Genomic DNA, 25,079 nt, shown 5'->3' with positions numbered 1-25,079 from the left:
ATGGTTTTCAGTATCGGCTTTTCAACGCATTGATGATGGCATCTACCGACCTCGCGGTGGCGGACGTGCCATCAGCGCAGGCGGCTTGCCCGGCCAGAACCATGGCATGTTTGGAGACCGTGCTGTTAAGCGCCTGCCATTGCGGGTCCTTGATGACGTTCCAGTTACCAACCGCAGACGACCGGGCGTAAACCTTCACCTCGCCCGTCGCGCACCGAATACCTTCGTACATGGCGCTGAATGAGCCGGTGGCATTCGTCGCCACCATGACATAGCGAACCACGCCGTCCGGCGTGATGGTCAGGGTTGAGGGGTCCACACCAAAACGCATCGACACATAGGGTGGCATTTCCAGTGCCACCAGCTTGTCTTTGTTGAAGGACGGTGGGGGTGGCGCCTTTGTTTCCTGCCAGTCCGAATCCAAGGCATCCTGGGCCGCCGCACTGAAGGCCAGCGCGACGAGCCCGATCAAGGTCACTTTTTTAATTGTCATGCGTTCCAAAGGGGGCATTCAGGCCGTAGCTGGATTGGGGATCGGGCTCAAACGAGCCACCCGGTGGCAACTCGAAATTCGCGCCTGGCATGGGCTCTTGTTCGTGTTCCTGGTCCTGATCATGCGGACGCATGCCTTGTCGCAAAAAGCGGTTTCGGTGTTCGTTGCGTGGCAAATAGCGTGCAAGCTCAGTCAAGGCCATCTCATACACGCCGCGCTTGAATTCCACGACGGCATCCAGCGGAACCCAATAGTCATTCCAGCGCCAGGCATCAAACTCGGGATGGTCTGTGGCACGCAGGTTCAAATCCCAGTCGTGACCTACCAGTTGAAGCAAGAACCAGATCTGTTTCTGGCCTTTGTAATGGCCGCGGGCATCGCGGCGAATGAATCTGTCTGGCACCTCGTAGCGCAACCAGTCTCGGGTGCGGGCCACTATGCGAACGTGCTCCCGATGGAGCCCCACTTCCTCATGGAGTTCACGGACCATGGCCTGCTCAGGGGTTTCGCCCCGGTCAATGCCACCCTGCGGAAACTGCCAAGAGTGTGTACGAATTCGCTTGCCCCAGAACACCTGATTTTTCTGGTTGAGCAGGACGATGCCGACGTTCGGCCTAAAGCCGTCCCGGTCAAGCATAATCAAACCCCAATTTTTAAACTTCGTCCATTATGCACAGCAAGCGTTGTGCATCAAGGGGCGCAGCCCTCTGTTATTCCACGAGTCCCGCCATGAAAGCCTCCCAATTCTTCATTTCAACCCTCAAAGAAGCACCGGCCGATGCGGAAGTGGTAAGTCACAAGCTGATGATGCGCGCGGGCATGATCAAAAAGCTCGGCGCCGGCATCTACAGCCTGATGCCCATGGGCTTGCGCGTGGTGCGCAAAGCGGAGGCGATTGTTCGTGAAGAGATGAACCGCGCCGGTGCCGTTGAGTTGAGCATGCCGGTGGTGCAGCCCGCCGAGCTCTGGCAGGAAACCGGCCGCTTTGAGAAGATGGGCCCGGAGATGATGCGCATCAAGGACCGGCACGGCCGTGACTTTGTAATACAGCCGACCAGCGAAGAGGTGGTGACCGACATCGCGCGCCAGGAAATCAAAAGCTACAAACAGCTGCCCAAAAACTTTTACCAGATTCAGACCAAGTTCCGCGACGAGCGCCGTCCACGTTTTGGCCTGATGCGTGGCCGCGAATTCATCATGAAAGACGCCTACAGCTTTGACCGCGACCAGGCCTCCGCCAAAGCCAGTTACCAGGTGATGGCACAGGCCTACCGCAAGATTTTTGACCGCTTTGGCCTGACCTACCGTGCGGTGGCCGCTGACAGCGGCGCGATTGGCGGCGACCTGAGCGAAGAGTTTCAGGTGATTGCCGCGACCGGCGAGGACGCCATCGTGTACTGCCCGACCAGCGACTACGCCGCCAATATGGAGAAGGCCGAGGCGCTGGCGCCCGCAGGCCCGCGATCGGCGCCAGTGCAGGCCATGACCAAAACTGCGACACCCGGGAAAAGCACGTGCGCTGACGTAGCCGACTCGTTGAACCTGCCGCTGCAACACACCGTCAAGTCCTTGGTGCTGGCCACCGATATCCTGAATAAGGAAGGCGAAATCGCCAAAACCCAGGTCTGGCTGCTGCTGCTGCGTGGTGACCATGACATGAATGAAGTAAAGGTGGGCAAGCTGCCGGGTCTGGCTGAATTCCGCTTTGCCACTTTGGCTGAAATTGAAGACCACTTTGGCTGCAAACCTGGCTATCTGGGCCCCATCGGCTTGAAAAAACCGCTGCAAATCGTTGTGGACCGCGATGTGGCGGCGATGAGCGACTGGATTTGCGGTGCCAACGAGCCGGACTTTCACATCACCGGCGTCAACTGGGGCCGTGACTTGCCTGAGCCCACCTTGGTGGCGGACCTGCGCAACGTGGTGGCCGGTGATGCGTCACCCGACGGGCTGGGCGTGCTGGCCATTGAGCGCGGCATTGAGGTGGGTCATGTGTTCTACCTCGGTACCAAATACAGCCAGGCCATGAATGCGACCTTCCTGGATGTGAATGGCAAACCCAGCTTCATGGAGATGGGCTGTTATGGCATTGGCATCACCCGCCTGCCCGCTGCGGCCATTGAGCAAAACCACGACGACAAGGGTATCATCTGGCCCGACGCGCTGGCGCCGTTTACGGTGGTGTTGTGCCCCATCAGCCCGGACCGTTTTCCCGATGTCAAAGCCGCCGCCGACCAGCTGTACGGCGACTTGCTAGCCGCTGGTGTGGACGTGATTCTGGACGATCGCGGTGAGCGACCCGGTGCGATGTTTGCCGACTGGGAGTTGATTGGCGTGCCGCACCGCGTGACCCTGGGTGACCGCGGGTTGAAGGATGGCCAGGTCGAATACCAGCATCGCCGCGACGCGGCTGCGACCAACGTGCCCGTCGCAGAGATTTGCAGCCTGATTCAATCCCGACTCACGGCGTGACCTTGCCTGTGGAGGGGGATGTGGTTTCAAGAAGAAACAGCCTCTTGGCTTTGGTATCCGGGCTTGGGTTGCTATCAATCCATGAGCAGGCACTGGCCGGAAGCCAGATGGAAGAACCGCTGGTTGACTCGGTGCGCACGGCGTTGAGTTCGGCCATTGCGAACAACGCCCCCCCTGAGCCCCAGTTTGCCGATACCGAATCGCGTCTCCAGTACCTGCGGTGGCTCGGCAGCATGAGCGACCGGTTGCGCAAGAAGAAGCCCGAGTGGCATGTGCGCCAGGAGTTTCTGCAAACCATCTGGTACGAAAGCCGCCGCGCTGGCCTGGACCCGGCCCTGATGCTGGGGCTGGTGCAGGTGGAGAGCAACTTCCGCAAATTTGCCGTCAGCAGTGTCGGCGCGCGCGGCTACATGCAAGTCATGCCGTTCTGGACGCGTGTGCTGGGCGACGGCGATGCGGGCAAGCTGTTCCACATGCAGACCAACCTGCGTTTTGGCTGCGTGATCATGCGCCACTACCTGGACCGCGAAAGAGGTGACCTGTACCTCGCCCTGGGCCGCTATAACGGCTCTCGGGGCAAGGCGCCTTATCCCAATGCCGTGCTGGGTGCCAAGCGGCTGTGGGAGTTCACTGCATAAAGCCGATTTGACTTTTTTTGACGCCCGCCTTGGGCAGGTCGACCGTCCAGATGTCATCGCGCCGGGCCAGTTGTGCGTTGCCAAAACCGGTCATCAGCGCCCGGCGCATTTCCCGGGGCGCCATGTCGCACAGTTGGTCCAACACGTCATCCAGAGGCTCGGGCGAGAAATGGTCACCCCAGCCGTGTTCACCGCGGATGGACTGGTACAGGTTGCGCGCGATCTGGCGTGCCGCCTCCGGTGAAGGAGGCTCCACCACAAACACATTCATGCGGTTCAGGATGGGCTCGGGGATCGCACGTTCGTCGTTGGCCGTGGTGACCCAGATCACTTGGCTGGCATCAATGGCGACCTCGGCGAACTCGTCGGTAAAGTTTTGCGCCGTGTCGTGCTCCAGCAGGCTGTAGAGCGCGCCCAGCGGGTCGTACTGGGCGTCGGCGCTGGCTTTGTCGATTTCATCCACCACGATCACCGGGTTGGCATATTCGCCATCCACGAGCGCTTCAAACACCTTGCCCGGTTTGGCGCCTTTCCATTGCGAGGAGGAGCCTGACAGCAACCAGCCGGCGGTCATGGAACTCATGGGCACCAGACTCATGCCGGTGCCCAGCAAGTCGGCCAGCTTTTTGGCAAAGTGGGTTTTGCCAATGCCCGGGGGGCCGAGCAGCAAGATGGGGGTGACCTCCAGCCCGTCGCGGCTGTCCTGGGCCAGGGCCACATGGCGTTTGACGTCGTCCAGCACCTCGGTGAAGTTGGGCAGTGCGTGGTAGAGGCTGCTCATGTCGGGCACGCCCGAGGGTTTGACGGAGAAGCGTTGCGGGCCACGCTCCAGCATGCGCTGGTAGGTCAGACGCAGGGCGTCGTGGTCGCGGTCATGCAATTTGGCCAGTTTGCGCTCGACGTCATCGGTCTGGAAGACGCGACGCATTTGCGCCACCGGCAAGTGAAAGGGTGAAGACTGGGGAACAAGACTGCGAGATTCCATGATGGACTCCTGAGTTATTACTTCCTGCCAACAAGCACACCTTCATTCAAGCACAAGTTGTGCCTGTTCTTAACGCAGTAAAGGCCCGATTTAGTGACACTGATTGCTGCAATGCCAAAAAAAACCACCCGAAGGTGGTTTTTTGGTGTGGACGGGGTCCGGGAGTGGCTTCAGGCCGCCTTGGCAGCCAGGGCCTGTTGCAGTTCACCGTTCTCGTACATCTCCATCATGATGTCTGAACCGCCAATGAATTCGCCCTTGACGTAGAGCTGGGGAATGGTGGGCCAGTTGCTGTAATCCTTGATGCCAGCACGAATTTCAGCGTCTTCCAGCACGTTCACGGTCTTCAGGGCTTTGGCGTCCACGCCGCAGGCCTTCAAGATCTGGATGGCACGGCCTGAAAAGCCGCACTGGGGAAAGCTGGCGTTGCCCTTCATGAAGAGCACCACCTCGTTGGTTTTTACCAGTTCGTCGATGCGTTGTTGTGTGTCGCTCATGTCAAAAGTCCTTGCAAATAGATGGCGCGATTATTTCACCTTCGCGCCCGGCACGCCGCTGGTAACCCTGACGGGCTTAGGGGTTGATGTGTTTTGCTATTTAATTAATAGCTTCTTGCTCAGGTATATCAAGGGATACAGGCCATTTTGATGCATAAATCTGCTGTAGCAGATTCCACTGTGTCTGGCGGGGTGTCTGCGCCAATGGGCGAAAATGGCGCCCGTGACAAATCCTTCGTCAACTCAAAGCCCATTATGAAAATCGAAAAAAACACCGCCGTGACCCTGCTCTACAAAGTGGCTGATGCCCAGGGCAAAACGCTGGAGGAAAGCAAAGACCCCATGGTGTACCTGCACGGCGGGTATGACAACACCTTTCCCAAACTCGAAGAAGCGCTGGAGGGCAAAGAGCCTGGCTTCAAGACCACGGTCGAGTTGCAGCCCGAAGACGCTTTCGGTCTGCGCGACGAAAGCCTGGTGCAGAGCATCCCCAAGACCCAGTTCCCGCCCGGCATCAAGGTCGGTGGTCAGTTGCAGGGGCAGGGCGAAGACGGGCACGTGCAGGTGTTCACCGTCATGAAGATCAAGGGCGACACCGTCATGCTCGATGGCAACCACCCGATGGCGGGCAAGGCCCTGCGTTTCACCGTGGCTGTGGCCGAGGTTCGCGCCGCCAGTGAAGAAGAAATTGCCCACCGCCATGTGCACGGCGCCCACGGGCACCACCACTGAAGCGGTTCAGACTTTTTTCAGAAAGCAGGCTTTCAGCATGAAGCTGCCTGCGTCCATCTTGCAGTCCACTTCGTGGTCGCCACCCACGAGGCGGATGCTCTTGACCTTGGTGCCCATCTTCAGCACGGTGGATGAACCCTTGACCTTCAGGTCCTTGATCAGCACCACAGCATCGCCATCGCTCAAGACCTGGCCATTGGCGTCCTTGATGACGGCGTCGGCGTCGTCATCTGCGGCGGGCGCCTGGGCCAGGGGCCACTCAAAGCCGCAATCGGCGCAGACCCAGTTGTCTCCGTCGGGGTAGGTATTTTCCAAAGTGCATTGAGGGCAGGCGGGCGTGGAGCTTGACATGGTGTGGTTTGGGTTCGGGTAGCGCGGAAGAACATCCGGCGGGCCTGTATTGTCTGGCAAAAAAATTGAGGTCCAATCAACGCCATGCGTTTGTCTGCCCTGTCTTTGCTGCGTCTTGTTTTCACCCTGGTTGTCACCGTCTGCGGGAGCGGCATTGGGGCGCAACCGGCCACCGGGGACGCCGCTTCAGAGGTCGCCGCCACGGCGACCGCGCCCCGGCGGCAATGGATGGCCGTGCCCCGCGTGGCGGGGCGCCTGAGCGCCCGTGACCTGGGCCTGGTCATCAATACCGCCGACCCGTATTCGGTGGCGGTGGGCGACTACTACGCGCAGCAGCGCGGCATTCCCCCTGAACACATCCTGCGCCTGGACTTGCCGGTGCGCGCTACGCTGAATGCGGCTGAATTCGAGGTGCTGGCGTCCCGGGTGCGTGAGCACATGGGTCCGCAGGTACAGGCCCTGGCGCTGGCTTGGACCCAGCCCTACGCCGTGGAATGCAATGCTATCACGGCGGCGCTCACCCTGGGGTTTGCGCCCGAGGTGTGCCAGCAAACCTGCGCGCCCAGCAAGCCCTCACGCTACTTCAACTCGGCCAGCAGCCGCCCGTTCACCGATCTGGGTTTGCGGCCGTCGATGATGATCGCCTCGCGCAGCGTGGAAAGCGCCAAGGCCCTGATTGACCGCGGTATCGCGTCCGACCGCCAGCTGGGCAGGCTCGGCGGCCCGCCGAGCAATGCCGTGTTCGTCAGCACCCTGGACAAGGCCCGCAACGTGCGCGCCGTGCTGTTCCCGCCCGCAGGCCCGGTTGCTGTGCGCCACCTGCAGGTGGACCTGCGCGAGGCGGGGGACCCCCGGCCCCTGCAGCGTGTGGTGCTGTACCAGACCGGCCTGGTGCGCGTGGACCCGATCGACCCGTTGCAGTGGGTGCCGGGCGCGCTGGCCGACCATTTGACGTCGTTTGGCGGCCAATTGCTGGCCAGCCAGGGGCAGATGAGTGCGCTGGACTGGCTCGAGTCCGGCGCCACCGCAAGTTATGGCACCGTCAGCGAGCCCTGCAACCACCTGCAGAAGTTCCCGCATCCGCAGGCGCTGCTCCTGCACTACCTGCAGGGTGCGACGGCGCTGGAGGCGTACTGGCGCAGCGTGGCGTGGCCCGGGCAGGGTGTGTTTGTCGGCGAGCCGCTGGCGGCACCCTTTGCGCGTTGACGCCCTTGGACGGAAAGGGCAGGCGCTTGGGCTTTAATACAGGCATTCATGATTGAAACGACCCCCCCGATATTTGACCGGCGCATCGCCCCACGGGCCACCCTGACTGAGTTGATGCACAGCCGCCCGCGGCAGGCGCCTGTGACGACCACCCTGCTGGTGATCAACCTGGTGGTGTTCGCCCTCATGCTGATGTTTGGCGCGGGCCTGTGGCACACCTCCAATGGCGTGCAACTGGCCTGGGGCGCCAACTTTGGCCCGGCCACCCAGGACGGCCAGTGGTGGCGGCTCTTCACGGCCCTGTTCATTCACTTCGGCATCGTGCACATGGCCCTGAACATGTGGGCGCTGTGGGATATCGGCCGCCTGGTGGAGCGCCTGTACGGGCGCGGGCGGTTCACGCTGCTGTACCTGGCCAGCGGTGTCTTGGGCAACCTGTTGTCGCTGGTGGTGCAGGGCAACAAGGCGGTGTCGGGCGGGGCCTCGGGCGCCATTTTCAGCCTGTACGGTGCGCTGCTGGTGTTCCTGTGGCGTGAGCGGCGGCAGGTGGAGCGCGGGGAGTTCCGGTGGCTGTTTGGGGCTGCCTCCGTGTTCACGCTGGTCACACTGGGCATGGGGCTGGTGGTGCCGGGCATTGATAACGCGGCGCACATGGGTGGTTTGCTGTCGGGGGCGCTTTTGAGCATCTTGCTGGCACAGCCATGGACGCCCAACAGCCCCCGCCTGCGGTTCGGGCGTTGGGGCGCTGCCAGCCTACTGGCCGCTGGACTGGTGGTGATGGTGCTGCGCATCCCGCCACCCAGCTATCGTCTGGGTGAGGAGTTGCGGGCGCGTGAGGCGATTCGCCAGTTTCTGACCGAGGACCAGCGCATCAGCCAGCAGTGGGATGCAATTCTGACCCAGGCGCAGCGCAGGGGCTTGTCCTTTGAGCAGGTGGCGGGCCGCATTGATACCCAGGTCACGGCGGTTTACGAACACAGTTTTGAGCAACTGATGGCCGCCAGCCCGGGTGAGAATGCGCCTTCCGCCAAAACGCTGGAAACTTTGCAGACCTACGCGAACTTACGGGCCGATGCGTCGCGCGAACTCTCGCAAGGGCTTCGCAGCCAAGACCCGGCCAGGATCCGCAAGGCGCTGGAGCAGGCCAAAAAAGCCCGGATACAGGCCAATGCGCCCCAGGTACCCGCGTCGGCCGCTTCGGCGCCCTCCGGGAATAGTCGTATGCTACAAAAATAGTAGCTACTAGCGCACGCCCTGTCTGGGCTAGAGGCAAAAATCATATAAATTTTGAGGTGTCAGGCCGGGTTGATGCGCCCACCGCTGCAGCGCGCAATGCCGCTCAGGTCCTGGCGCGATTGCACATGGGCAAACCCCGCAGCGACCAGCAGCGCACGCACCGCCAGCGCCTGGTCATAGCCATGCTCCAGCAGCAGCCAGCCCCCGGGCAGCAAATGCGCGCGCGCCTGGCCGATGATCTGGCGGATGTCATCGAGCCCATCGCGGCCACTGACCAGGGCCTGCAGCGGCTCGTGGGTGAGGGCGGCCAGGTGGTCGTCCTGCGCTGCAATGTAGGGCGGGTTGGAGACAATGGCGTTGAAGTGCCTCTGCACGCCCGCCAGCCACGAGCCTTGCTGCATGCTCACGTCAAGGCCTAACCGCAGGGCATTCAGGCGCGCCACCGCCAAGGCGTCGTCGCTGTAGTCCAGCGCGCTCACCTGCAGGTCGGGGCGCGTGGCTTTGAGCGCCAGGGCGACGGCGCCGCTGCCGGTGCCTAGGTCCATGACCGAGGCCGCGGGCGCCTCGCTCAACACCTCCAGCGCCCATTCCACCAGCGTTTCCGTGTCGGCCCGGGGGTCCAGCACGCGGGCGTCCACCGCCAGGTCCAGACCAAAAAAGGCTTTGTGGCCGGTGAGGTAGGCCAGCGGTTCGCCGGTCTGGCGACGCTGGACGAGGGTTTCCAGGCGCTGCAAGGCCTCGGCGTCCATGGGGTCGGTGTCGTGGGCCAGCAGCCAGGCGCGGTCATGGTTTTTTTTCCCCAGCACATGCAGGACCAGCAACTGCGCATCCAGCCGGTCAAGGCCGCAGCCCATGGCGGCCGTGATGGCCTGGGAGACGCCCAGGCCGGTGGAGAAGCGCAGGCTCATGCCGATGTCTCCCCGGCTTGCAGGCGGGGGGGCTTTGGACGTAAGCTGCAAGCTTCAATCCATAAAGAGGCGGGGTTCAACATGCACAGCTCACCAGTCAAGTTTCTGATCGTGATCGACGCGGGTGGTTCGATGGTGGCGCGGTTGTTTGATGCTGACCGCGTCCAAGTGGTGGACATGGATGCCTCGACCGAAGAGGTCGGCGCGACGACCGGGGGCCTGGTCCCGGCGCGCAGCGCTCACGAGCCGGCCTGGGACCAGGCACTGGCGGGCCACACCGCCGCCGAGCGCGCGCAGGCACAGGTCTACACGCTGGCGGTCTGAGGCGGGGAGGGCGTTCACGTGGCGCCCACTTCGAGCGCCGCCAGTTGTTCGGCGGCTTCATAGGCCTGCAGGGCTTCCACCACGTCGTCCAGATCGCCTTCCATGATGTAGAGCAGTTTGTACAGCGTGAGGTTGATGCGGTGGTCGGTCAGGCGCCCTTGCGGGAAGTTGTAGGTGCGGATGCGGTCGCTGCGGTCGCCGCTGCCAATCAGGCTCTTGCGCTCGGCGGCGTCTTTGGCGGCACGCTCCGAGCGGTCTTTTTCGTGGATGCGGGCGGTCAACACCTTCAGGGCCTGGGCCTTGTTGCTGTGCTGGCTGCGTCCGTCCTGGCATTCGGCCACTATGCCGGTGGGCAGGTGGGTGATGCGCACCGCGGAGTCGGTCTTGTTGATGTGCTGGCCACCGGCGCCGCTGGCGCGGTAGGTGTCGATGCGCAAATCGGACGGATTGATTTTGATGGCTTCCTGCTCATCGGGCTCGGCCAGCACCGCCACCGTGCAGGCGCTGGTGTGGATGCGGCCCTGCGTCTCGGTGGTGGGCACGCGCTGCACGCGGTGGCCGCCGGACTCGAACTTGAGCGCGCCATACACGTTGTCGCCCTCAATGCGGATCACCACCTCCTTGTAGCCGCCCAGCTCGCTGCTGGACTCGCTCATGATCTCGGCCTTCCAGCCGCGGCGCTCACAAAAACGGGTGTACATGCGCAGCAGGTCGCCGGCAAACAGGGCCGACTCGTCGCCCCCGGTGCCGGCGCGGATTTCCATGAAGGCGTTGCGTGCGTCGTCGGGGTCTTTGGGCAGCAGCATGCGCTGCAACTCGCCTTCGAGCTGGGTCAGTTCGGTAGTGGCTCCGTCCACTTCTTCCTGTGCCATCTCGGCCATGTCGGCATCGTCGGCCGAGCTTTTGAGCATCTCCTGCGCTGCGGCCAGGTCCGCCTCGCGCTGGGTGTAGCGGGCCCAGCGACTGGCCACGGCGGTGACTTCGGTGTGTTCGCGCGACAGCACCAGGAACTGTTTCATGTCCTTCATGATGTCTTCGCGCGAGAGTAAAAATTCAAGCTCCCCCAGGCGGTCGGCGTAGCGGGCGAGTTGTTGGCGGAGAAACGGTTTCATGGGCAGTCAGGGTGGAGAAGCAGGGGGCCAGCTGAAAAGCAGCATGCTGGCGAAAAAGGGAGCCATCGCGTGTGGCAATCACACGCTGAAAGAGGGGCAGCGCCTGACCCGGATGGCATACCGGGTCCGCGCTGCCACGCAGCGTCGCTAACGCTCTTTGCGTAAAAAGAAGTGCTGGACGGCGGAGCTGGCGCGCTCACGGGCCTGGGTGTCGCCGGCCCGCAATTCGGCCATGGCGCCATGCAGCATTTTCTGCGTCAGACCCCGGGACAGGGCCTCCAGCACGGCGTCCACGTCTTCGCCTTTGGCCAGCAACTTGCGGGCCCGGTTGATTTCTGCCACGCGCCATTCATCGGCCTGCGCGTTGAGTTGCTGGATCAGGGGCACCGAGCCGCGCTGGTCGACCCAGTGCATGAAGCTTTGCACGCCCGCGTCCACAATCGCCTCGGCCTGGGCCACAGCGGCCTGGCGGTTGGCCTGCGCGGTCTGCACCACGCCAGCCAGGTCGTCCACGGTGTACAGGTAAACGTCTTCCAGCGCCTTGACTTCCAGTTCAATGTCACGCGGCACGGCCAGGTCGACCATGAACATGGGCCGGTGTTTGCGCCGCTTCAGGGCCCGCTCTACCGCCCCCAGCCCGATGATGGGCAGCGTGCTGGCGGTGCAGCTGATGACGGCGTCAAACTCGTGCAGGCGATCGGGCAGGTCGGCCAGGCGCATGACCTCGCCACCAAACCGGCTGGCGAGTTTTTCCCCGCGCTCCAGCGTGCGGTTGGCAATGGCCATGGCTTTGGGGTTTTTGGCGGCGAAATGGGTGGCGCACAGCTCAATCATCTCGCCCGCGCCGACAAACAAAATCTTGACCTGGCCCAGGTCCTCAAATAACTGCCCGGCCAAGCGCACCGCCGCAGCGGCCATGCTGATGGAGTGGGCGCCAATTTCGGTAGACGTGCGCACTTCCTTGGCCACGGCAAAGGAGCGCTGGAACAGCTGCGAGAGCGTGGTGCCCAGCGCACCGGCTGCTTCGGCAGCCCGTACGGCGTCCTTGAGCTGGCCCAGAATCTGCGGCTCGCCCAGCACCATCGAGTCCAGCCCGCTGGCCACCCGAAAGGCATGGCGCGCGGCAAAACCGTCTTCCAGTGTGTAGGAGTGGGCGCGCAGCAGGGCCGGGGAGACACCGCCGGAGTGGGCCAGCCAGTCCAGCGTGTGCTCCAGTTCGGGCTTGTCGCCGGCGCAATAAATCTCGGTGCGGTTGCAAGTGGAGATCAGCGCCGCCTCGGGCTGGCGGGCCAGCGACCCCCGCAAAGCGCGCAAAGTCGGCTCCACTTGGTCGATGGCGAACGCAAACCGGCCGCGCAGATCGAGCGGCGCGGTCGTGTGATTGATACCCAAAGCCCAGACTGCCATGACGGGATTATAAAATCAGCCGGCGCCAACAACGGCGTGAACATCGGCCTGGTGCCCTAATCATTTGCCATCCATGGGCCCACTTGACCTCCTGAACCATTTATTGAACTTTGTGGCCCCCGCCTTGTGGATGGCGGTGGTGGTGGTCTTGGCTGCCCGGATATTTATGAGAAAAAGGCCTGTAGCCCCCGTCCTTCGTGCGCAGGTAGCTATTAATTTTGTAGTGAATGTGGCGGTGCTGGTGCTGGGTTTGTGGGCGTTTGGCCGTGACGGCAAGATGGCCACCTACCTCGGCATGGCGCTGGCCTGTGCCAGCGCGCAGTGGGTGCAGCTGGGCCTGTGGCGTCAGAATTGACCTTCACCTGGAGCTGACCTGTGACCGACGCCATCCATTTTTATGAACCCCGGCACGGCCATGGACTGCCGCACGACCCGTTCAACGCCATCGTGGGTCCCCGTCCCATCGGCTGGATTTCATCGCGCAGCGCGTCCGGCGCTGTCAATCTGGCGCCCTATAGCTTTTTCAACGCGTTCAACTACGTCCCGCCCCTTGTTGGCTTCTCAAGCATTGGCTACAAAGACACGGTGCGCAATGTGGAAGAAACGGGCGAGTTCGTCTGGAACCTCGTGACCCGGCCACTGGCCGAGGCCATGAACCAGACCTGCGCCCCGGTACCGCCGGAGGTGAATGAGTTTGAGCTGGCGGGGCTGACGCCCCTTGCCTCGCGTCTGGTGGCGGTGCCGCGGGTGAAGGAAAGCCCGGTGTCGTTTGAATGCCGCTGTACCCAAATCGTGCAACTGCAGACCGCCAGCGGTGACACGGTGCCGAGCTGGCTGGTGCTGGGTGAAGTGGTGGGCGTACACATTCAGCAGTCGTTGCTCAAAAACGGCGTGTATGACACGGCGGGTGCGCAGCACATTTTGCGTGGCGGGGGTCCGGGGGACTATTTTTCTGTCGGCCCGGAACAGCTGTTTCGCATGTTCCGCCCGACCTGAGGCGGGCAGATCACGCGCCCTGCCGTCAAACGGCGGGTGAAAACAAATCGACCCGGTCGGTGATGATGCCGTCGGTGCCCAGGTCCATCAGGCGTTGGGCGGCCCATTCGTCGTTCACGGTGTAGCTCAGCGTGCGAAACCCGGCGCTTTGGGCCTGGGTCACGCTGGCGGTGTTCCACAAGGCGTGGTTGCAGACGACGGCCACGCAGTCCAGTGCCAGGGCGGTCTCCAGCCAGCCTTTCCAGAGGGTGTCCAACAACAGCCCGCGTGGCAGATGGGGTTGCGCGTCGCGCGCTGCTTCCAGTGCTTCGGGGTCGAATGAGGTCAACAGCGGCGGCACGGCGGCGTCTTGCCAGAGCCGGGCGGCGTGGTTTGCGACGACGTCACCGGTCTGGCGCTCAAGGCCGGGTGTCGGCTTGATTTCGATGTTTAAAAAATAGTGGTTGTGCAGGCAATACCGCGCGATGTTCTCGAAGCTGGGCAAGGGCTCGCCCGCGTACGCGCGGGAGTGCCAGCTGCCGGCATCCAGCTGCGACAGCGTGCTCCAGGCGTGGTCGCCACCTGCGTGGCTGGTGTTGGGTTCTTGGGGGACAAGGCCGCGCGTGGTGCGGTTCAGCGTGGCGTCATGCAACAGGAAAGGGACGCCATCGGCGCTTAGTTTCACGTCGCACTCAAACATGCGGTAGCCGTGGCGGGCACCCAGGCGAAAGGCGGCCAGGGTGTTCTCGGGGGCCAGTTTGCCGGCGCCGCGGTGGGCCACCCAGCGGGGGTAGGGCCAGTTTTCCTGAGTGACTTGCATCATGTTTGCGTCTCCTGGCGCTGGCCCGTGGCGGCGTCAAAGCGGTGTAGTTTGTCTGGACGCGGTGTGACGTGAATGGTGCTGCCCAAGGCGGGTGCGGCCTGTGATTCCTCTGTGCGGATGATGACCATCTCGTCCCCGCTGTCATGCGCCCAGCGGCCATAGACCAGACGTTCGGCCCCCAGCATTTCGACCGCATCCACCCGCAGCGCCCAGCCGTCCGGGGTGATGTCAAGGTGCTCGGGCCGCACGCCGGTGATGGTGCCGGGCATCCCGTTGGTGGCGTTCTTCAACAGGTTCATGGGCGGGGAGCCCATGAAGCTGGCGACAAAGGTGGTGGCGGGGCGGGTGTACACCTCTTCGGGTGTGCCAAATTGCTCCACCCGGCCGCCGTTCATCACGATCATGCGTTGGGCCAGCGTCATCGCCTCCACCTGGTCGTGCGTGACAAAGAGGGACGTGATGCCCAGCTCGCGGTGCAGTTTCTGGATTTCCAGCCGGGTCTGGGCGCGCAACTTGGCGTCCAGGTTGCTCAAGGGCTCGTCAAACAAAAAGACCTGTGGCTGGCGCACGATGGCGCGACCCATGGCCACGCGCTGGCGCTGGCCGCCCGAGAGTTCGCGTGGCTTGCGCAGCAGGAAGGGGCCGATTTCCAGAATTTTCGCGGCCTTGTCCACCCGGGCCTTGATTTCAGCGTCCGGTATCTTGGCAATGCGCAGCCCGTAGGCCATGTTCTCAAACACGCTCATGTGCGGGTAGAGCGCATAGTTCTGGAACACCATCGCAATGTCCCGTTCCGAGGGTTCCAGGTCATTCACGACCCGGTTGCCAATCGAGATATCGCCGCCGCTGACTTCTTCCAGCCCGGCCACCATGCGCAGCAGGGTGGACTTGCCGCAGCCCGAGGGCCCGACGATGACGACGAATTCACCGTCAGCAATCTCGGCGCTGACGCCATGAAGCACCTGGTTGGCAGTTTTGCCGGTGCCGTAGCGCTTGACGATGTTTTTAAGTGTGATTGAAGCCATTACTTTTCGGTATCCACCAGCCCTTTGACGAACCATTTTTGCATCAGGATCACCACCAGCGCGGGTGGGATCATGGCCAGCACGGCCGTGGCCATGACGACATTCCACTGCATGTCGGAGTCGCCACCGGAGATCATGCGTTTGATGCCGATGACCACCGGGTACATGTTTTCGTTGGTGGTCACCAGCAGCGGCCAGAGGTACTGGTTCCAGCCGTAGATGAACTGGATCACGAACAGCGCCGCGATCGAGGTGCTGGAGAGGGGCAGCAGGATGTCTTTGAAGAACCGCATCGGCCCCGCACCGTCCATGCGCGCCGCCTCGACCAGTTCTTCGGGCACGGTCAGAAAAAACTGGCGAAACAGGAAGGTGGCGGTGGCCGAGGCAATCAGCGGAATGGTCAGGCCGGCGTAGCTGTTGAGCATGCCCAGGTCGGCCACCACCTTGTAGGTCGGGCCGATTCGCACCTCCACGGGCAACATCAGGGTGATGAAGATGGCCCAGAAGAAAAACATGCGAAACGGGAACCGGAAATACACGATGGCAAACGCGGACAGCAGCGAAATGGCGATTTTCCCCAGCGAAATGATCAACGCGGAGATCAGGCTGACCAGCATCATCTGGCCCACCGGCGCCTTGGAACCTGAACCACCCCCGGTGCCGTTCCAGGCGGCGGTGTAGTTCTCGATCAGCTGCGTTCCCGGCAACAGGGGCATGGGCGACTGCACGATGGCCTGGGACGTCTGGGTGGAGGCGACAAAAGTCAGGTACAGCGGGAGCGCCACCACCAGCACGCCGAGGATCAACACGGCATGGGACAGCGCGGTTAACCAGGGACGGCGCTCAACCATGGCAGCGCTCTTTTGAACAATGGGTCATGTCAGTAGTTCACCTTTTTTTCGACAAACCTGAACTGCACCACCGTCAGGATGACCACGATGACCATCAACACCACCGATTGCGCGGCAGAACCGCCGAGGTCCATGGCCTTGAAGCCGTCGTAATACACCTTGTAGACGAGGATGGCCGTGTCTTTGCCGGGGCCGCCTTGCGTGGCGGCGTCAATGATGGCGAAGGTGTCAAAAAATGCATAAACGATGTTGATGACCAGCAGGAAAAACGTGGTGGGCGAGAGCAGCGGAAACACAATCGTCCAGAAACGTCGCCAGGGGCGGGCGCCGTCCATGGCGGCGGCCTCGATCAATGACTTGGGAATGCTTTGCAGGCCCGCCAGAAAAAACAGGAAGTTGTAGGAAATCTGCTTCCACACGGCCGCCATGACTACCAGGGTCATCGCGTGGCGACTGTTGAGCAGGTGGTTCCAGTCAATACCCATGGCGTGCAGCCAGTAAGACACCACGCCCACACTCGGCGCAAACATGAAGAGCCACAACACACCGGCCACGGCAGGCGCCACGGCGTAAGGCCAGATCAGCAGCGTTTTGTAGATCAGCGCGCCCTTGACGATGCGGTCCGCAAAAACGGCCAGCATCAGCGACAGGCTGAGGCCTGCCACGGCGACCGCCGTGGAGAAAATGGCTGTGGTGTAAAACGACGCCAGGTAGGTGTCGTCGTTCCACAGGTTTTTAAAGTTCTCCAGGCCGACCCACTCGACCGAGGTGCCAAAGGCATCAGACTGTTGCACCGACTGCAGCAGGGCCTGGATCGCGGGCCAGAAGAAAAACAGGGCAATCACGAGCACCTGGGGTGCAATCAGCACCCAAGGCAGCCAGCTGGAACGAAAGACGACGCGTTTTTCCACCGGTTGAACGCTGGGTCAGCCTTTTTTATTGGCTTTTTCGAAGCGTTCAAGCAACTCGTCACCGCGCTTGACGATGGCGTCCAGGGCTTCCTTGGCTGTTTTCTTGCCACCCCAGACTTGTTCAAGTTCCTCGTCTTCAATGGCGCGAATCTGCAGGTAGTTGCCCAGGCGAATGCCGCGTGATTTGTCGGTCACCTTGCGGATCATCTGGTTGACTGCGACCTCGGTGCCCGGGTTTTGTTTGTAAAAACCGGATTTTTCAGTGAGCTGGAAGGCGGCGGTCGTGATGGGCAGATACCCCGTGCGCTTGTGGCTGGCCGACTGCACCTCGGGTTTGGAGATGAAATTGAAGAACTCCGCCACGCCTTTGTATTCATCAGGCTTTTTGCCCGCCATCACCCACAGGCTGGCGCCGCCAATGACGGTGTTTTGTGGCGCACCGGGCACGTCCGGGTAGTAGGGCAGGGGCGCCAGACCAAAGGCGAACTTGGCGTTTTTCTTCACGTTGCCGTAAAAACCCGACGATGTGGTGATCATGGCGCATTCGCCCGACACAAAGGTGGGCTCGGGTACGTTGGTGCGGCCCTTGTAGACAAACAGGCCCTGTTTGGCCATGTTGGAGAGGTTGTCAATGTGGCGCACATGCAAGGGTGAATTCATCTTGAGGCGCGCATCCATGCCCGCCAGGCCATTGGCCTTGCTGGCAAATTCCACGTTGTGCCAGGCTGAGAAGCTCTCCAGCTGGGTCCAGCCCTGCCAGGCCAGTGTCAACGGGCACTTGTGGCCGCTGGCTTTGAGTTTGGCGGCCGCCAATGCGACCTCGGGCCAGCTGCTGGGGGCCTTTTCAGGGTCCAGTCCAGCGGCCTTGAAGGCGTCCTTGTTGTAATAGAAGACGGTGGTCGAGCTGTTGAACGGGAAGCTCAGCATCTGGCCATTCGGCGCTGTGTAATAACCCGCCACGGCAGGAATGTAAGCGCTGGGGTCAAACTTGACGCCAGCGTCCTTCATGACCTGCGCTACCGGCACGATGGCATTTTTGCTCGCCATCATGGTGGCGGTACCTACTTCGAACACCTGCAGGATGTGCGGCGCGTTGCCGGCGCGGAATGCGGCGACGGCCGCCGTCATCGATTCGTCGTAGGCGCCCTTGAAGGTCGGCACGATTTTGTATTGGGTCTGGCTGGCGTTGTATTCCTTGGCCAGGTCGTTCACCCATTCGCCGTTGACGGCGGTCATCGAGTGCCACCACTGAATTTCGGTTTGGGCCTGGGCAGAGATGGAAAGGGCCGCAGCAAATGCCACGGCTGCAAATTTCAATTTCATGTGATTTCCTTGAACGAGAGGGCCAAGCTTAGTCAGTGACGATGACGGTTGAGAGACACATTTGTGTCAGTCAAGCCGTTGACTTATTAAACACGTGTTTGCGGAGCCGTCTTATCCGGGTTTCCATCAGGGCAGTAGGTGAATGCTGCGCTGCGGTAACATCTCTATCCAGCCGGGTCTGTGCTTTTTTCGCCCGTGTCACGTTCTGGCTGTAACTGAAAAGAACCGATGAACGCTCCCATTCCGCTGAACCACCTTGTGCCTGCTCCCTCGCATGTGCCGCACGAACATGCCCGCATTCGCGAAATTCCGTACAACTACACCTCGTTTTCCGACCGTGAAATCGTGATTCGCCTGTTGGGCGCCCCGGCCTGGGAGTTGCTCAACCGCTTGCGTGATGAACGCAGCACCGGCCGTTCGGCCCGCATGTTGTACGAGGTGCTGGGTGATGTATGGGTGGTGCAGCGCAACCCCTATTTGCAGGACGACCTGCTGGACAACCCCAAACGCCGGGCCCTGTTGGTCGAGGCCTTGCAACACCGCCTGGGCGAGGTGCAAAAGCGTCGCACGCCCGAGGCCGACCCTGAGCGTGATGCCTTGGTGGGCGAGCTGCTCAAGGCTGCCGGCCAGGCCGTGCAGGCTTTTGATGCCGCCTTTGTCGAGACCTCTGCGTTGCGCCGCAAGGCCCAGCGCACGCTGGCGAAACTCACGGCCAAAGACAACATCAAGTTTGACGGCCTTTCGCGTGTGAGCCATGTGACCGACGCAACCGACTGGCGTGTCGAGTACCCGTTTGTGGTGCTGACGCCCGACACGGAAGAAGAGATGGCGGGCCTTGTCAAGGGCAGTATCGACCTCGGGCTGACCATCATCCCCCGGGGCGGCGGCACGGGTTACACCGGCGGCGCGATTCCCCTGACCTGGAAAAGCGTGGTCATCAACACCGAAAAGCTGGAGGCCATGACGGAAGTCGAAATGGTCACCCTGCCGGGCTTGGCCCATCCCGTGGCCACGGTCTGGACCGAAGCCGGTGTGGTGACCCAGCGCGTGGCCGATGCCGCCGAGCGCGGTGGCTATGTGTTTGCGGTGGACCCGACCTCCGCCGAAGCTTCCTGCATTGGCGGCAACATTGCCATGAACGCAGGCGGTAAAAAAGCCGTTCTGTGGGGCACGGCGCTGGACAACCTCGCCAGCTGGCGCATGGTGACGCCGCAGGCCGAGTGGCTGGAGGTCACGCGCGTCAACCACAACCTGGGCAAGATCCATGATGCCGAACTGGCCAGTTTCGAGCTGAAGTATTTCAAGGCCGACGGCAAGACGCCACTGCGCACCGAACGGCTGGACATTCCGGGCAAATCCTTTCGCAAGGAGGGCCTGGGCAAGGATGTCACCGACAAGTTCCTGAGCGGTCTGCCGGGCATTCAAAAAGAAGGCTGTGATGGTCTGATCACCAGCGCGCGCTGGATTGTGCACCGCATGCCCAGCCACACGCGCACCGTGTGTCTGGAGTTTTTTGGCAATGCCAAGGATGCCGTCCCCAGCATCGTGGAGATCAAGGACTTCATGTTTGCCGAGCAGAAACGCACAGGCGTGTTGCTGGCGGGCCTGGAGCATCTGGACGACCGTTATCTCAAGGCCGTGGGTTACGCCACCAAGTCCAAACGCGGCGGTCTGCCCAAGATGGTGCTGTTTGGTGATGTGGCCGGTGACAATGCCGACGACGTGGCACGTGCCACCTCCGAGGTTGTGCGCATTGCCAATTCACGCAGCGGGGAAGGCTTTATTGCCATCAGCCCCGAGGCGCGCAAGAAGTTCTGGCTGGACCGCAAAAAGACAGCGGCCATCAGCCGCCACACCAACGCCTTCAAGATCAACGAAGACGTGGTGATTCCGCTGCCACGCATGGCCGAGTACACCGACGGTATTGAACGCATCAACATCGAACTCAGCCTGGCCAACAAAATCGCCCTGTGCGATGCGCTGGAAGACTTCTTTGCCAAGGGCAATCTGCCCTTGGGCAAGCACGATGATGCGAACGAGGTTCCGTCCGCGGACATGCTGGAAGACCGCGTGGCGCAGGCCCTGGCCCTGATCACCGGGGTGCGCGCCTTGTGGGCGGGCTGGTTGCGCGATGTGGAGCCGCTGTTTCCGCAGTTGCAAGACCACAGCCTGCGCGCCAGCTGGAAAACGCAGCTTCGTGCACCGCTGCAAAACATTTTTACCGGCGGCGCCTTTGAGGCCATCCTGAAAGAATGCACCGCCATTCACCAACGGGTGCTCAAAGGGCGCGTCTGGGCAGCCCTGCACATGCACGCGGGCGACGGCAATGTGCACACCAACCTGCCGGTGAACAGCGACGACTATGAAATGCTGCAGGCGGCGCACGGCGCGGTCAAACGCATCATGGCGCTGGCGCGTTCGCTGGATGGCGTGATCTCGGGCGAACACGGCATTGGCATCACCAAGCTGGAGTTTTTGAGCGATGAAGAGCTGCGCCCCTTCACCGAATACAAGGCCAAGGTCGACCCCGAAGGGCGCTTCAACAAAGGCAAGTTGCTACGAAATAAGGAGCTACCTACGCACGGTCATAGGGGGCTGCAGGCCGATTTGACCAATGCCTACACCCCCAGCTTCGGTTTGATGGGGCATGAGTCACTGATCATGCAGCAATCTGACATTGGCGCCATTGCCGACAGCGTGAAAGACTGCCTGCGCTGCGGCAAGTGCAAACCGGTGTGCTCCACGCACGTGCCGCGCGCCAACCTGCTGTACAGCCCGCGCAACAAGATTCTGGCCACCTCCTTGCTGGTGGAAGCCTTCCTGTACGAAGAGCAAACCCGACGCGGTATCTCGATCCGCCACTGGCAAGAGTTTGAAGATGTGGCGGACCATTGCACGGTGTGCCACAAGTGCCTGTCGCCCTGCCCGGTGGACATTGATTTTGGTGACGTCACCATGAACATGCGCAACCTGTTGCGCAAGATGGGCAAGAAGAGCTTCCGCCCGGCGGGGGCTGCGGCCATGTTCATGCTCAACGCCACCAACCCGGAGACCATCAAGTTCGCCCGTTCGGCCATGGTGAATGTCGCCATGAAGGCGCAGCGCATGGCGCATGACGTGCTCAAGGTCATCTCGCGCAAGCAGACCAAGGCGCCACCTGCGACGCTGGGCACGGCGCCCATCAAGGAGCAGATCATCCACTTCGTGAACAAGAAGCTGCCCGGTGGGCTGCCCAAGAAGACGGCGCGGGCCTTGCTGGACATTGAGGACAAAGACTACGTGCCGATCATTCGGGACCCCAAGGCCACCACAGCCGAAACCGAGGCGGTGTTTTACTTCCCGGGTTGCGGTTCGGAGCGCCTGTTCAGCCAGGTTGGGCTGGCCACGCAAGCCATGCTGTGGCATGCCGGCGTGCAAACTGTGTTGCCACCGGGGTACCTGTGCTGTGGTTATCCGCAGCGCGGTTCGGGCCAGTTTGACAAGGCCGAGAAGATGATCACCGACAACCGGGTGCTGTTCCACCGGGTCGCCAATACCCTGAACTACCTGGACATCAAGACGGTGGTGGTCAGCTGCGGTACCTGTTACGACCAGTTGCAGGGGTATGAATTCGACAAAATCTTCCCCGGCAGCCGGATCATTGACATCCATGAGTACCTGCTGGAGAAGGGCATCACCCTGCAAAACGCGGGCTCGTTCCTGTTCCATGATCCGTGCCACAGCCCGATGAAGCTGCAGGAGCCGATCAAGACCGTCAAGGCCTTGCTGGGCGACAACGTGATCCAGTCCGACCGCTGTTGCGGTGAGTCCGGCACGCTGGCGCTGAACCGGCCGGACGTCTCCACCCAGGTGCGTTTTCGCAAGGAAGAAGAAATTCGCAAGGGCGAAGTTCAGCTGCGCGAAAAAGGGGGGCTGGCGCCCAAGGAGAACATCAAGATATTGACCTCCTGCCCGGCCTGCCTGCAGGGTCTCAGCCGTTTCGGTGACGATCTGCAAAACGGCCTGCTGGAAGCCGATTACATCGTGGTCGAGATGGCGAACCAGATTCTGGGTGACCAGTGGATGCCGGACTATGTGAAACGCGCCAACGACGGTGGCATCGAACGCGTCCTGGTCTGAGCATGACCCCTGTTGAATGCCCTTTGTGCGCTGCCGATGGTGGCGCGCTGGTTTTTCAGGCTGACAAATACCGGGTGATTCGGGCCGCGGAGGCCGGATTTCCTGCTTTCTATCGGGTGGTCTGGGCCCGGCATGTGGCCGAGTTCTCCGATTTGAGTCCGGATGACCGCGCCCTGTGCATGGCGGTGGTGAACGTGGTGGAAGCGGCGTTGCGCGAGCACTTGCAGCCCACCAAGATCAACCTCGCTGCTTTGGGCAACATGGTGCCGCATGTGCACTGGCATGTGATAGCGCGGTTTGAGTGGGACAGCCACTTTCCGTCGCCTGTGTGGTGTGCTGCATTGCGCCCGATTGACGCGGTGGCACTCGCTGAGGTGGACGCCAAGCTGGCTGTCGTGGATCAGGCGATCCGGGGCGGGCTGTCTGCCTTGGCCCCGACTTCTTGAGATCTTCATTTTTTTTTAGCAGGTGATTACCATGGCCGGTTTGAAATCAGGCGCCCCAACGCCCCAGTCCATCACAGTGCACAGCCAGTCCAAGGTGCTGGAGATCACTTTTTCTGATGGTGCCGAATTCCGCATACCCTTCGAGTTGATGCGTGTCTACTCCCCTTCGGCTGAAGTCCAGGGTCATGGTCCGGGCCAGGAGGTGTTGCAAAGCGGCAAACGTGATGTCGGCCTGGCCGGTCTGGAGGCCGTGGGTAACTACGCCGTTCAGCCCTCATTCACCGACGGACACGACACGGGTATCTTCTCGTGGGATTACCTGTATTTTCTCGGTTCCCAGCAAGAGAGTTTGTGGGCCGAGTACACGGCCCGCCTGGCCGCCGCTGGCGTCGAGCGCGATGCGCCCATGCCCGAGAAAGCCGGGCACGGTTGTGCCAGCCATTAGGACCTCATCATGACAACAACCCATTTTGGTTATCAATCGGTAGAAGAAGCCGAAAAAGCAAAACATGTACGCGGGGTGTTTGACTCCGTCGCACCGAAATACGACCTGATGAACGACCTGATGTCGATGGGGCTTCATCGGGCATGGAAGGCGTTCACCGTGATGGTGGCCAATATCCGTGAGGGTTATCAGGTGTTGGACATCGCTGGCGGTACGGGTGACCTTGCACTGGCTTTTTCCAAAAAAGTCGGTAAAAGTGGCCAGGTTGTCCACACGGACATCAACGAGGCCATGCTGCGCACGGGCCGCAATCGCTTGCTGGACATGGGTGTTGCTTTGCCAACGATGGTGTGCGACGCCGAGAAGCTGCCTTTTCCCGACAATCATTTCGACGTCGTGAGTGTGGCCTTTGGCTTGCGCAACATGACCCATAAAGACGTGGCGCTGGCGGAGATGAATCGGGTGACCAAACCTGGTGGCAAATTGCTGGTGCTGGAGTTTTCCAAGGTGGCGGCGCCCCTGGAGAAGGTCTACGATTGGTACTCTTTCAAGGTTTTGCCGAAATTGGGGCAGTTGGTGGCGGGTGACGACTCCAGTTATCGCTATCTCGCCGAGTCCATTCGCATGCATCCCAGCCAGGAGGAACTCAAAACCCTCATGAAAAATAGTGGCTTTGGCCATGTGGACTACCACAACCTGACGGGCGGACTGGTAGCCTTGCATGTCGGTATCAAGTGTTGAAGCTTGTGATTTAAAAGCTAATCACTATTTAGTAAAGATATTAGGAGTCATCATGAAAATCTGGTCATTGTTATTGGCAGTATTTATGTTGTTGGCAGGCTTCAATGCCGAAGCCGCACGGCGCATGGGCGGCGGCAAGTCGTTTGGCCAACAGTCGAACAACGTCACACAGCGACAGGCCCCGCCTGCTCAAGGTGCCACTAACGCGGCAGCGAAACCTCCGGTTGCCGCAGCACCTGCTGCAGCAGCTCCCAAGCGCCCGTGGGGTGCCATGTTGGGTGGGTTGGCCGCAGGTTTGGGTCTCGCTTGGCTGGCAAGCTCGCTTGGCATGGGTGAGGGCTTCGGTCAAATTCTGATGTTCGGACTGCTGGCGTTGGGAATCATGATGGCGTATGGCTGGTTCAAGCGGTCGCGCGCGGCGGCTCAAGCCGGTGGCAATGCGGGTAATTCACCATTTGCGTTTCAGGGCGCATCGCCTGCCAGCTCGGCCAAGACGCCAGCCACTTACCGACCAGAAAATGTGGGTAACGATGCATCCGCTCGCCCGTGGGAGCGAAGCGGTTCGGCGTTCGAAAGCATCAAGGGTGATTCCTCTTCGACAGGCTCCATGATTGGATCTGGGTTGACGGGCTCCCAGAACTGGGGCGTTCCTGTCGGCTTTGACACCGAGGGCTTCCTGAAATCGGCCAAAGCCAATTTCGTGTCCTTGCAAGCGGCTTGGGACAAGTCGGATATCAATGCTTTGCGCGTGATGATGACGGACACCATGCTTAAAGAAATTCAATCCCAGTTGGCTGAACGTGAGGCGCACACTGGTGGGCCGGTCAATTTGACCGACGTCGTGATGATTGAGGCGCAGTTGCTGGGAATCGAAGACCTGGGTGAGTCCTATATGGCCAGCGTCGAGTTTTCCGGCATGATCCGCGAAGAGCCGTCAGCAGGTCCGAGTCCTTTCCGTGAAGTGTGGAACATGACCAAGACCAAGAGCGGCAACAGTGGTTGGCTGGTTGCAGGCGTCCAAGCCCTGCAATAGGCAAATCGTCATGGTGGGGACCCCGC

The 25,079-nt window shown here is 61.3% G+C and carries 26 protein-coding genes; 13 read left to right on the top strand and 13 right to left on the bottom strand.

Translation table 11 applies throughout. The annotated features are described in order from the left end of the window. Positions 1–7: 7 nt before the first annotated feature. Together AC097N_RS12165 and AC097N_RS12160 are read right to left on the bottom strand one after the other, a co-directional pair. The gene (locus AC097N_RS12165; protein WP_479581287.1) at positions 8–493 is read right to left on the bottom strand and encodes a CNP1-like family protein; all 486 of its coding nucleotides are present in this window, start codon (positions 491–493) and stop codon (positions 8–10) included. Next, positions 483–1,130 carry an RNA pyrophosphohydrolase gene (locus tag AC097N_RS12160; RefSeq protein WP_479581412.1) on the bottom strand — a complete coding sequence of 216 codons (648 nt, stop codon included), beginning with the start codon at positions 1,128–1,130 and terminating at the stop codon, positions 483–485. Before AC097N_RS12160 ends, AC097N_RS12165 begins: the two co-directional genes overlap by 11 nt. Positions 1,131–1,222: 92 nt before the next feature. On the opposite strand from AC097N_RS12160, the gene AC097N_RS12155 reads away from it, so the two are divergent. Both AC097N_RS12155 and AC097N_RS12150 read left to right on the top strand, forming a co-directional pair. Next, positions 1,223–2,965: a proline--tRNA ligase gene (locus tag AC097N_RS12155; protein ID WP_479581286.1), complete on the top strand. Its 1,743-nt coding sequence runs from the start codon at positions 1,223–1,225 to the stop codon at positions 2,963–2,965. A gap of 44 nt (positions 2,966–3,009) precedes the next feature. Next, positions 3,010–3,603 (top strand): lytic transglycosylase domain-containing protein, encoded by a 594-nt coding sequence (locus AC097N_RS12150; protein WP_479581285.1) that lies wholly within the window; start codon positions 3,010–3,012, stop codon positions 3,601–3,603. Here the strand turns inward: AC097N_RS12150 and AC097N_RS12145 are convergent. Then, positions 3,593–4,588 carry an AAA family ATPase gene (locus AC097N_RS12145; protein WP_479581284.1) on the bottom strand — a complete coding sequence of 332 codons (996 nt, stop codon included), beginning with the start codon at positions 4,586–4,588 and terminating at the stop codon, positions 3,593–3,595. The genes AC097N_RS12150 and AC097N_RS12145 overlap by 11 nt on opposite strands. A 170-nt stretch (positions 4,589–4,758) precedes the next feature. Further along, on the bottom strand, positions 4,759–5,085 hold the full coding sequence (grxD, locus tag AC097N_RS12140; protein WP_479581283.1) for a Grx4 family monothiol glutaredoxin: 327 nt from the start codon (positions 5,083–5,085) through the stop codon (positions 4,759–4,761). 255 nt (positions 5,086–5,340) lie between these two features. On the opposite strand from grxD, the gene AC097N_RS12135 reads away from it, so the two are divergent. Then, on the top strand, positions 5,341–5,817 hold the full coding sequence (locus tag AC097N_RS12135; RefSeq protein WP_479581282.1) for an FKBP-type peptidyl-prolyl cis-trans isomerase: 477 nt from the start codon (positions 5,341–5,343) through the stop codon (positions 5,815–5,817). A gap of 6 nt (positions 5,818–5,823) precedes the next feature. Here the strand turns inward: AC097N_RS12135 and AC097N_RS12130 are convergent, their stop codons facing one another. Beyond that, positions 5,824–6,168 (bottom strand): zinc ribbon domain-containing protein YjdM, encoded by a 345-nt coding sequence (locus AC097N_RS12130; protein WP_479581281.1) that lies wholly within the window; start codon positions 6,166–6,168, stop codon positions 5,824–5,826. An 84-nt stretch (positions 6,169–6,252) separates the two neighbouring features. Here AC097N_RS12130 and AC097N_RS12125 point away from each other — a divergent pair, with 84 nt between their 5' ends. Then, a complete protein-coding gene (locus AC097N_RS12125) occupies positions 6,253–7,374 on the top strand; it encodes a TIGR03790 family protein (protein WP_479581280.1) in 1,122 nt (373 codons plus the stop codon). A gap of 48 nt (positions 7,375–7,422) precedes the next feature. Then, the gene (locus AC097N_RS12120) at positions 7,423–8,610 is read left to right on the top strand and encodes a rhomboid family intramembrane serine protease (RefSeq protein ID WP_479581279.1); all 1,188 of its coding nucleotides are present in this window, start codon (positions 7,423–7,425) and stop codon (positions 8,608–8,610) included. A gap of 59 nt (positions 8,611–8,669) precedes the next feature. Here AC097N_RS12120 and prmC read toward each other — a convergent pair whose 3' ends face one another. Then, on the bottom strand, positions 8,670–9,518 hold the full coding sequence (prmC, locus tag AC097N_RS12115) for a peptide chain release factor N(5)-glutamine methyltransferase (RefSeq protein WP_479581278.1): 849 nt from the start codon (positions 9,516–9,518) through the stop codon (positions 8,670–8,672). An 81-nt stretch (positions 9,519–9,599) separates the two neighbouring features. Between prmC and AC097N_RS12110 the strand changes: the two genes are divergently transcribed. Beyond that, positions 9,600–9,842: a hypothetical protein gene (locus tag AC097N_RS12110; protein WP_479581277.1), complete on the top strand. Its 243-nt coding sequence runs from the start codon at positions 9,600–9,602 to the stop codon at positions 9,840–9,842. Positions 9,843–9,856: 14 nt separating this feature from the next. On the opposite strand, the gene prfA is transcribed toward AC097N_RS12110, so the two are convergent. Both prfA and hemA read right to left on the bottom strand, forming a co-directional pair. Further along, on the bottom strand, positions 9,857–10,954 hold the full coding sequence (prfA, locus tag AC097N_RS12105; protein ID WP_479581276.1) for a peptide chain release factor 1: 1,098 nt from the start codon (positions 10,952–10,954) through the stop codon (positions 9,857–9,859). Between the two features lie 147 nt (positions 10,955–11,101). After that, entirely contained in the window at positions 11,102–12,361 is a 1,260-nt protein-coding gene (gene hemA / locus AC097N_RS12100; protein WP_479581275.1) for a glutamyl-tRNA reductase, read from the bottom strand. A 73-nt stretch (positions 12,362–12,434) separates the two neighbouring features. Between hemA and AC097N_RS12095 the strand changes: the two genes are divergently transcribed. Both AC097N_RS12095 and AC097N_RS12090 read left to right on the top strand, forming a co-directional pair. Continuing rightward, a complete protein-coding gene (locus AC097N_RS12095) occupies positions 12,435–12,716 on the top strand; it encodes a hypothetical protein (RefSeq protein WP_479581274.1) in 282 nt (93 codons plus the stop codon). Positions 12,717–12,736: 20 nt separating this feature from the next. Continuing rightward, the gene (locus AC097N_RS12090; RefSeq protein WP_479581273.1) at positions 12,737–13,357 is read left to right on the top strand and encodes a flavin reductase family protein; all 621 of its coding nucleotides are present in this window, start codon (positions 12,737–12,739) and stop codon (positions 13,355–13,357) included. A 25-nt stretch (positions 13,358–13,382) separates the two neighbouring features. Here the strand turns inward: AC097N_RS12090 and ugpQ are convergent, their stop codons facing one another. From ugpQ to ugpB, 5 genes are read right to left on the bottom strand one after another with little or no spacing between them, the layout of a single operon-like run. Further along, a complete protein-coding gene (gene ugpQ / locus AC097N_RS12085; protein ID WP_479581272.1) occupies positions 13,383–14,159 on the bottom strand; it encodes a glycerophosphodiester phosphodiesterase in 777 nt (258 codons plus the stop codon). After that, positions 14,156–15,184 (bottom strand): sn-glycerol-3-phosphate import ATP-binding protein UgpC, encoded by a 1,029-nt coding sequence (locus AC097N_RS12080; RefSeq protein WP_479581271.1) that lies wholly within the window; start codon positions 15,182–15,184, stop codon positions 14,156–14,158. Before AC097N_RS12080 ends, ugpQ begins: the two co-directional genes overlap by 4 nt. Beyond that, entirely contained in the window at positions 15,184–16,035 is an 852-nt protein-coding gene (gene ugpE / locus AC097N_RS12075; protein ID WP_479581270.1) for a sn-glycerol-3-phosphate ABC transporter permease UgpE, read from the bottom strand. Before ugpE ends, AC097N_RS12080 begins: the two co-directional genes overlap by 1 nt. Positions 16,036–16,064: 29 nt before the next feature. Next, positions 16,065–16,946 carry a sn-glycerol-3-phosphate ABC transporter permease UgpA gene (ugpA, locus tag AC097N_RS12070; RefSeq protein ID WP_479581269.1) on the bottom strand — a complete coding sequence of 294 codons (882 nt, stop codon included), beginning with the start codon at positions 16,944–16,946 and terminating at the stop codon, positions 16,065–16,067. A gap of 15 nt (positions 16,947–16,961) precedes the next feature. Then, positions 16,962–18,269, bottom strand: a complete 1,308-nt coding sequence (ugpB, locus tag AC097N_RS12065; protein ID WP_479581268.1) for a sn-glycerol-3-phosphate ABC transporter substrate-binding protein UgpB — start codon at positions 18,267–18,269, stop codon at positions 16,962–16,964. A gap of 228 nt (positions 18,270–18,497) precedes the next feature. On the opposite strand from ugpB, the gene AC097N_RS12060 reads away from it, so the two are divergent. Genes AC097N_RS12060 through AC097N_RS12040 form a run of 5 tightly spaced genes read left to right on the top strand, consistent with a single transcriptional unit; the run spans position 18,498 to position 25,053 of the window. Beyond that, positions 18,498–22,388, top strand: a complete 3,891-nt coding sequence (locus tag AC097N_RS12060; protein ID WP_479581267.1) for a DUF3683 domain-containing protein — start codon at positions 18,498–18,500, stop codon at positions 22,386–22,388. A gap of 2 nt (positions 22,389–22,390) precedes the next feature. Beyond that, on the top strand, positions 22,391–22,834 hold the full coding sequence (locus AC097N_RS12055) for an HIT family protein (RefSeq protein WP_479581266.1): 444 nt from the start codon (positions 22,391–22,393) through the stop codon (positions 22,832–22,834). Positions 22,835–22,865: 31 nt separating this feature from the next. Continuing rightward, the gene (locus AC097N_RS12050; protein ID WP_479581265.1) at positions 22,866–23,279 is read left to right on the top strand and encodes a gamma-butyrobetaine hydroxylase family protein; all 414 of its coding nucleotides are present in this window, start codon (positions 22,866–22,868) and stop codon (positions 23,277–23,279) included. Between the two features lie 9 nt (positions 23,280–23,288). Continuing rightward, a complete protein-coding gene (ubiE, locus tag AC097N_RS12045; protein ID WP_479581264.1) occupies positions 23,289–24,020 on the top strand; it encodes a bifunctional demethylmenaquinone methyltransferase/2-methoxy-6-polyprenyl-1,4-benzoquinol methylase UbiE in 732 nt (243 codons plus the stop codon). Positions 24,021–24,072: 52 nt separating this feature from the next. Beyond that, a complete protein-coding gene (locus AC097N_RS12040) occupies positions 24,073–25,053 on the top strand; it encodes a Tim44 domain-containing protein (RefSeq protein WP_479581263.1) in 981 nt (326 codons plus the stop codon). The last annotated feature ends 26 nt before the right edge of the window (positions 25,054–25,079 follow it).

The sequence above is a fragment of the Rhodoferax sp. LS1R11 genome (assembly GCF_056521395.1).
Note: the sequence above shows the minus strand (reverse complement) of the source record. Positions and strands in the feature narration are given on the sequence as shown.

What these genes read in the sequence shown, in the direction of transcription:
- AC097N_RS12165 (WP_479581287.1), bottom strand. Translation starts at nt 493, where the DNA reads ATGACAATTAAAAAAGTGACCTTGATCGGGCTCGTCGCGCTGGCCTTC.
- AC097N_RS12160 (WP_479581412.1), bottom strand. Translation starts at nt 1,130, where the DNA reads ATGCTTGACCGGGACGGCTTTAGGCCGAACGTCGGCATCGTCCTGCTC.
- AC097N_RS12155 (WP_479581286.1), top strand. Translation starts at nt 1,223, where the DNA reads ATGAAAGCCTCCCAATTCTTCATTTCAACCCTCAAAGAAGCACCGGCC.
- AC097N_RS12145 (WP_479581284.1), bottom strand. Translation starts at nt 4,588, where the DNA reads ATGGAATCTCGCAGTCTTGTTCCCCAGTCTTCACCCTTTCACTTGCCG.
- grxD (WP_479581283.1), bottom strand. Translation starts at nt 5,085, where the DNA reads ATGAGCGACACACAACAACGCATCGACGAACTGGTAAAAACCAACGAG.
- AC097N_RS12135 (WP_479581282.1), top strand. Translation starts at nt 5,341, where the DNA reads ATGAAAATCGAAAAAAACACCGCCGTGACCCTGCTCTACAAAGTGGCT.
- AC097N_RS12130 (WP_479581281.1), bottom strand. Translation starts at nt 6,168, where the DNA reads ATGTCAAGCTCCACGCCCGCCTGCCCTCAATGCACTTTGGAAAATACC.
- AC097N_RS12125 (WP_479581280.1), top strand. Translation starts at nt 6,253, where the DNA reads ATGCGTTTGTCTGCCCTGTCTTTGCTGCGTCTTGTTTTCACCCTGGTT.
- AC097N_RS12120 (WP_479581279.1), top strand. Translation starts at nt 7,423, where the DNA reads ATGATTGAAACGACCCCCCCGATATTTGACCGGCGCATCGCCCCACGG.
- prmC (WP_479581278.1), bottom strand. Translation starts at nt 9,518, where the DNA reads ATGAGCCTGCGCTTCTCCACCGGCCTGGGCGTCTCCCAGGCCATCACG.
- AC097N_RS12110 (WP_479581277.1), top strand. Translation starts at nt 9,600, where the DNA reads ATGCACAGCTCACCAGTCAAGTTTCTGATCGTGATCGACGCGGGTGGT.
- prfA (WP_479581276.1), bottom strand. Translation starts at nt 10,954, where the DNA reads ATGAAACCGTTTCTCCGCCAACAACTCGCCCGCTACGCCGACCGCCTG.
- hemA (WP_479581275.1), bottom strand. Translation starts at nt 12,361, where the DNA reads ATGGCAGTCTGGGCTTTGGGTATCAATCACACGACCGCGCCGCTCGAT.
- AC097N_RS12095 (WP_479581274.1), top strand. Translation starts at nt 12,435, where the DNA reads ATGGGCCCACTTGACCTCCTGAACCATTTATTGAACTTTGTGGCCCCC.
- ugpQ (WP_479581272.1), bottom strand. Translation starts at nt 14,159, where the DNA reads ATGATGCAAGTCACTCAGGAAAACTGGCCCTACCCCCGCTGGGTGGCC.
- AC097N_RS12080 (WP_479581271.1), bottom strand. Translation starts at nt 15,184, where the DNA reads ATGGCTTCAATCACACTTAAAAACATCGTCAAGCGCTACGGCACCGGC.
- ugpE (WP_479581270.1), bottom strand. Translation starts at nt 16,035, where the DNA reads ATGGTTGAGCGCCGTCCCTGGTTAACCGCGCTGTCCCATGCCGTGTTG.
- ugpB (WP_479581268.1), bottom strand. Translation starts at nt 18,269, where the DNA reads ATGAAATTGAAATTTGCAGCCGTGGCATTTGCTGCGGCCCTTTCCATC.
- AC097N_RS12060 (WP_479581267.1), top strand. Translation starts at nt 18,498, where the DNA reads ATGAACGCTCCCATTCCGCTGAACCACCTTGTGCCTGCTCCCTCGCAT.
- AC097N_RS12055 (WP_479581266.1), top strand. Translation starts at nt 22,391, where the DNA reads ATGACCCCTGTTGAATGCCCTTTGTGCGCTGCCGATGGTGGCGCGCTG.
- AC097N_RS12050 (WP_479581265.1), top strand. Translation starts at nt 22,866, where the DNA reads ATGGCCGGTTTGAAATCAGGCGCCCCAACGCCCCAGTCCATCACAGTG.
- ubiE (WP_479581264.1), top strand. Translation starts at nt 23,289, where the DNA reads ATGACAACAACCCATTTTGGTTATCAATCGGTAGAAGAAGCCGAAAAA.
- AC097N_RS12040 (WP_479581263.1), top strand. Translation starts at nt 24,073, where the DNA reads ATGAAAATCTGGTCATTGTTATTGGCAGTATTTATGTTGTTGGCAGGC.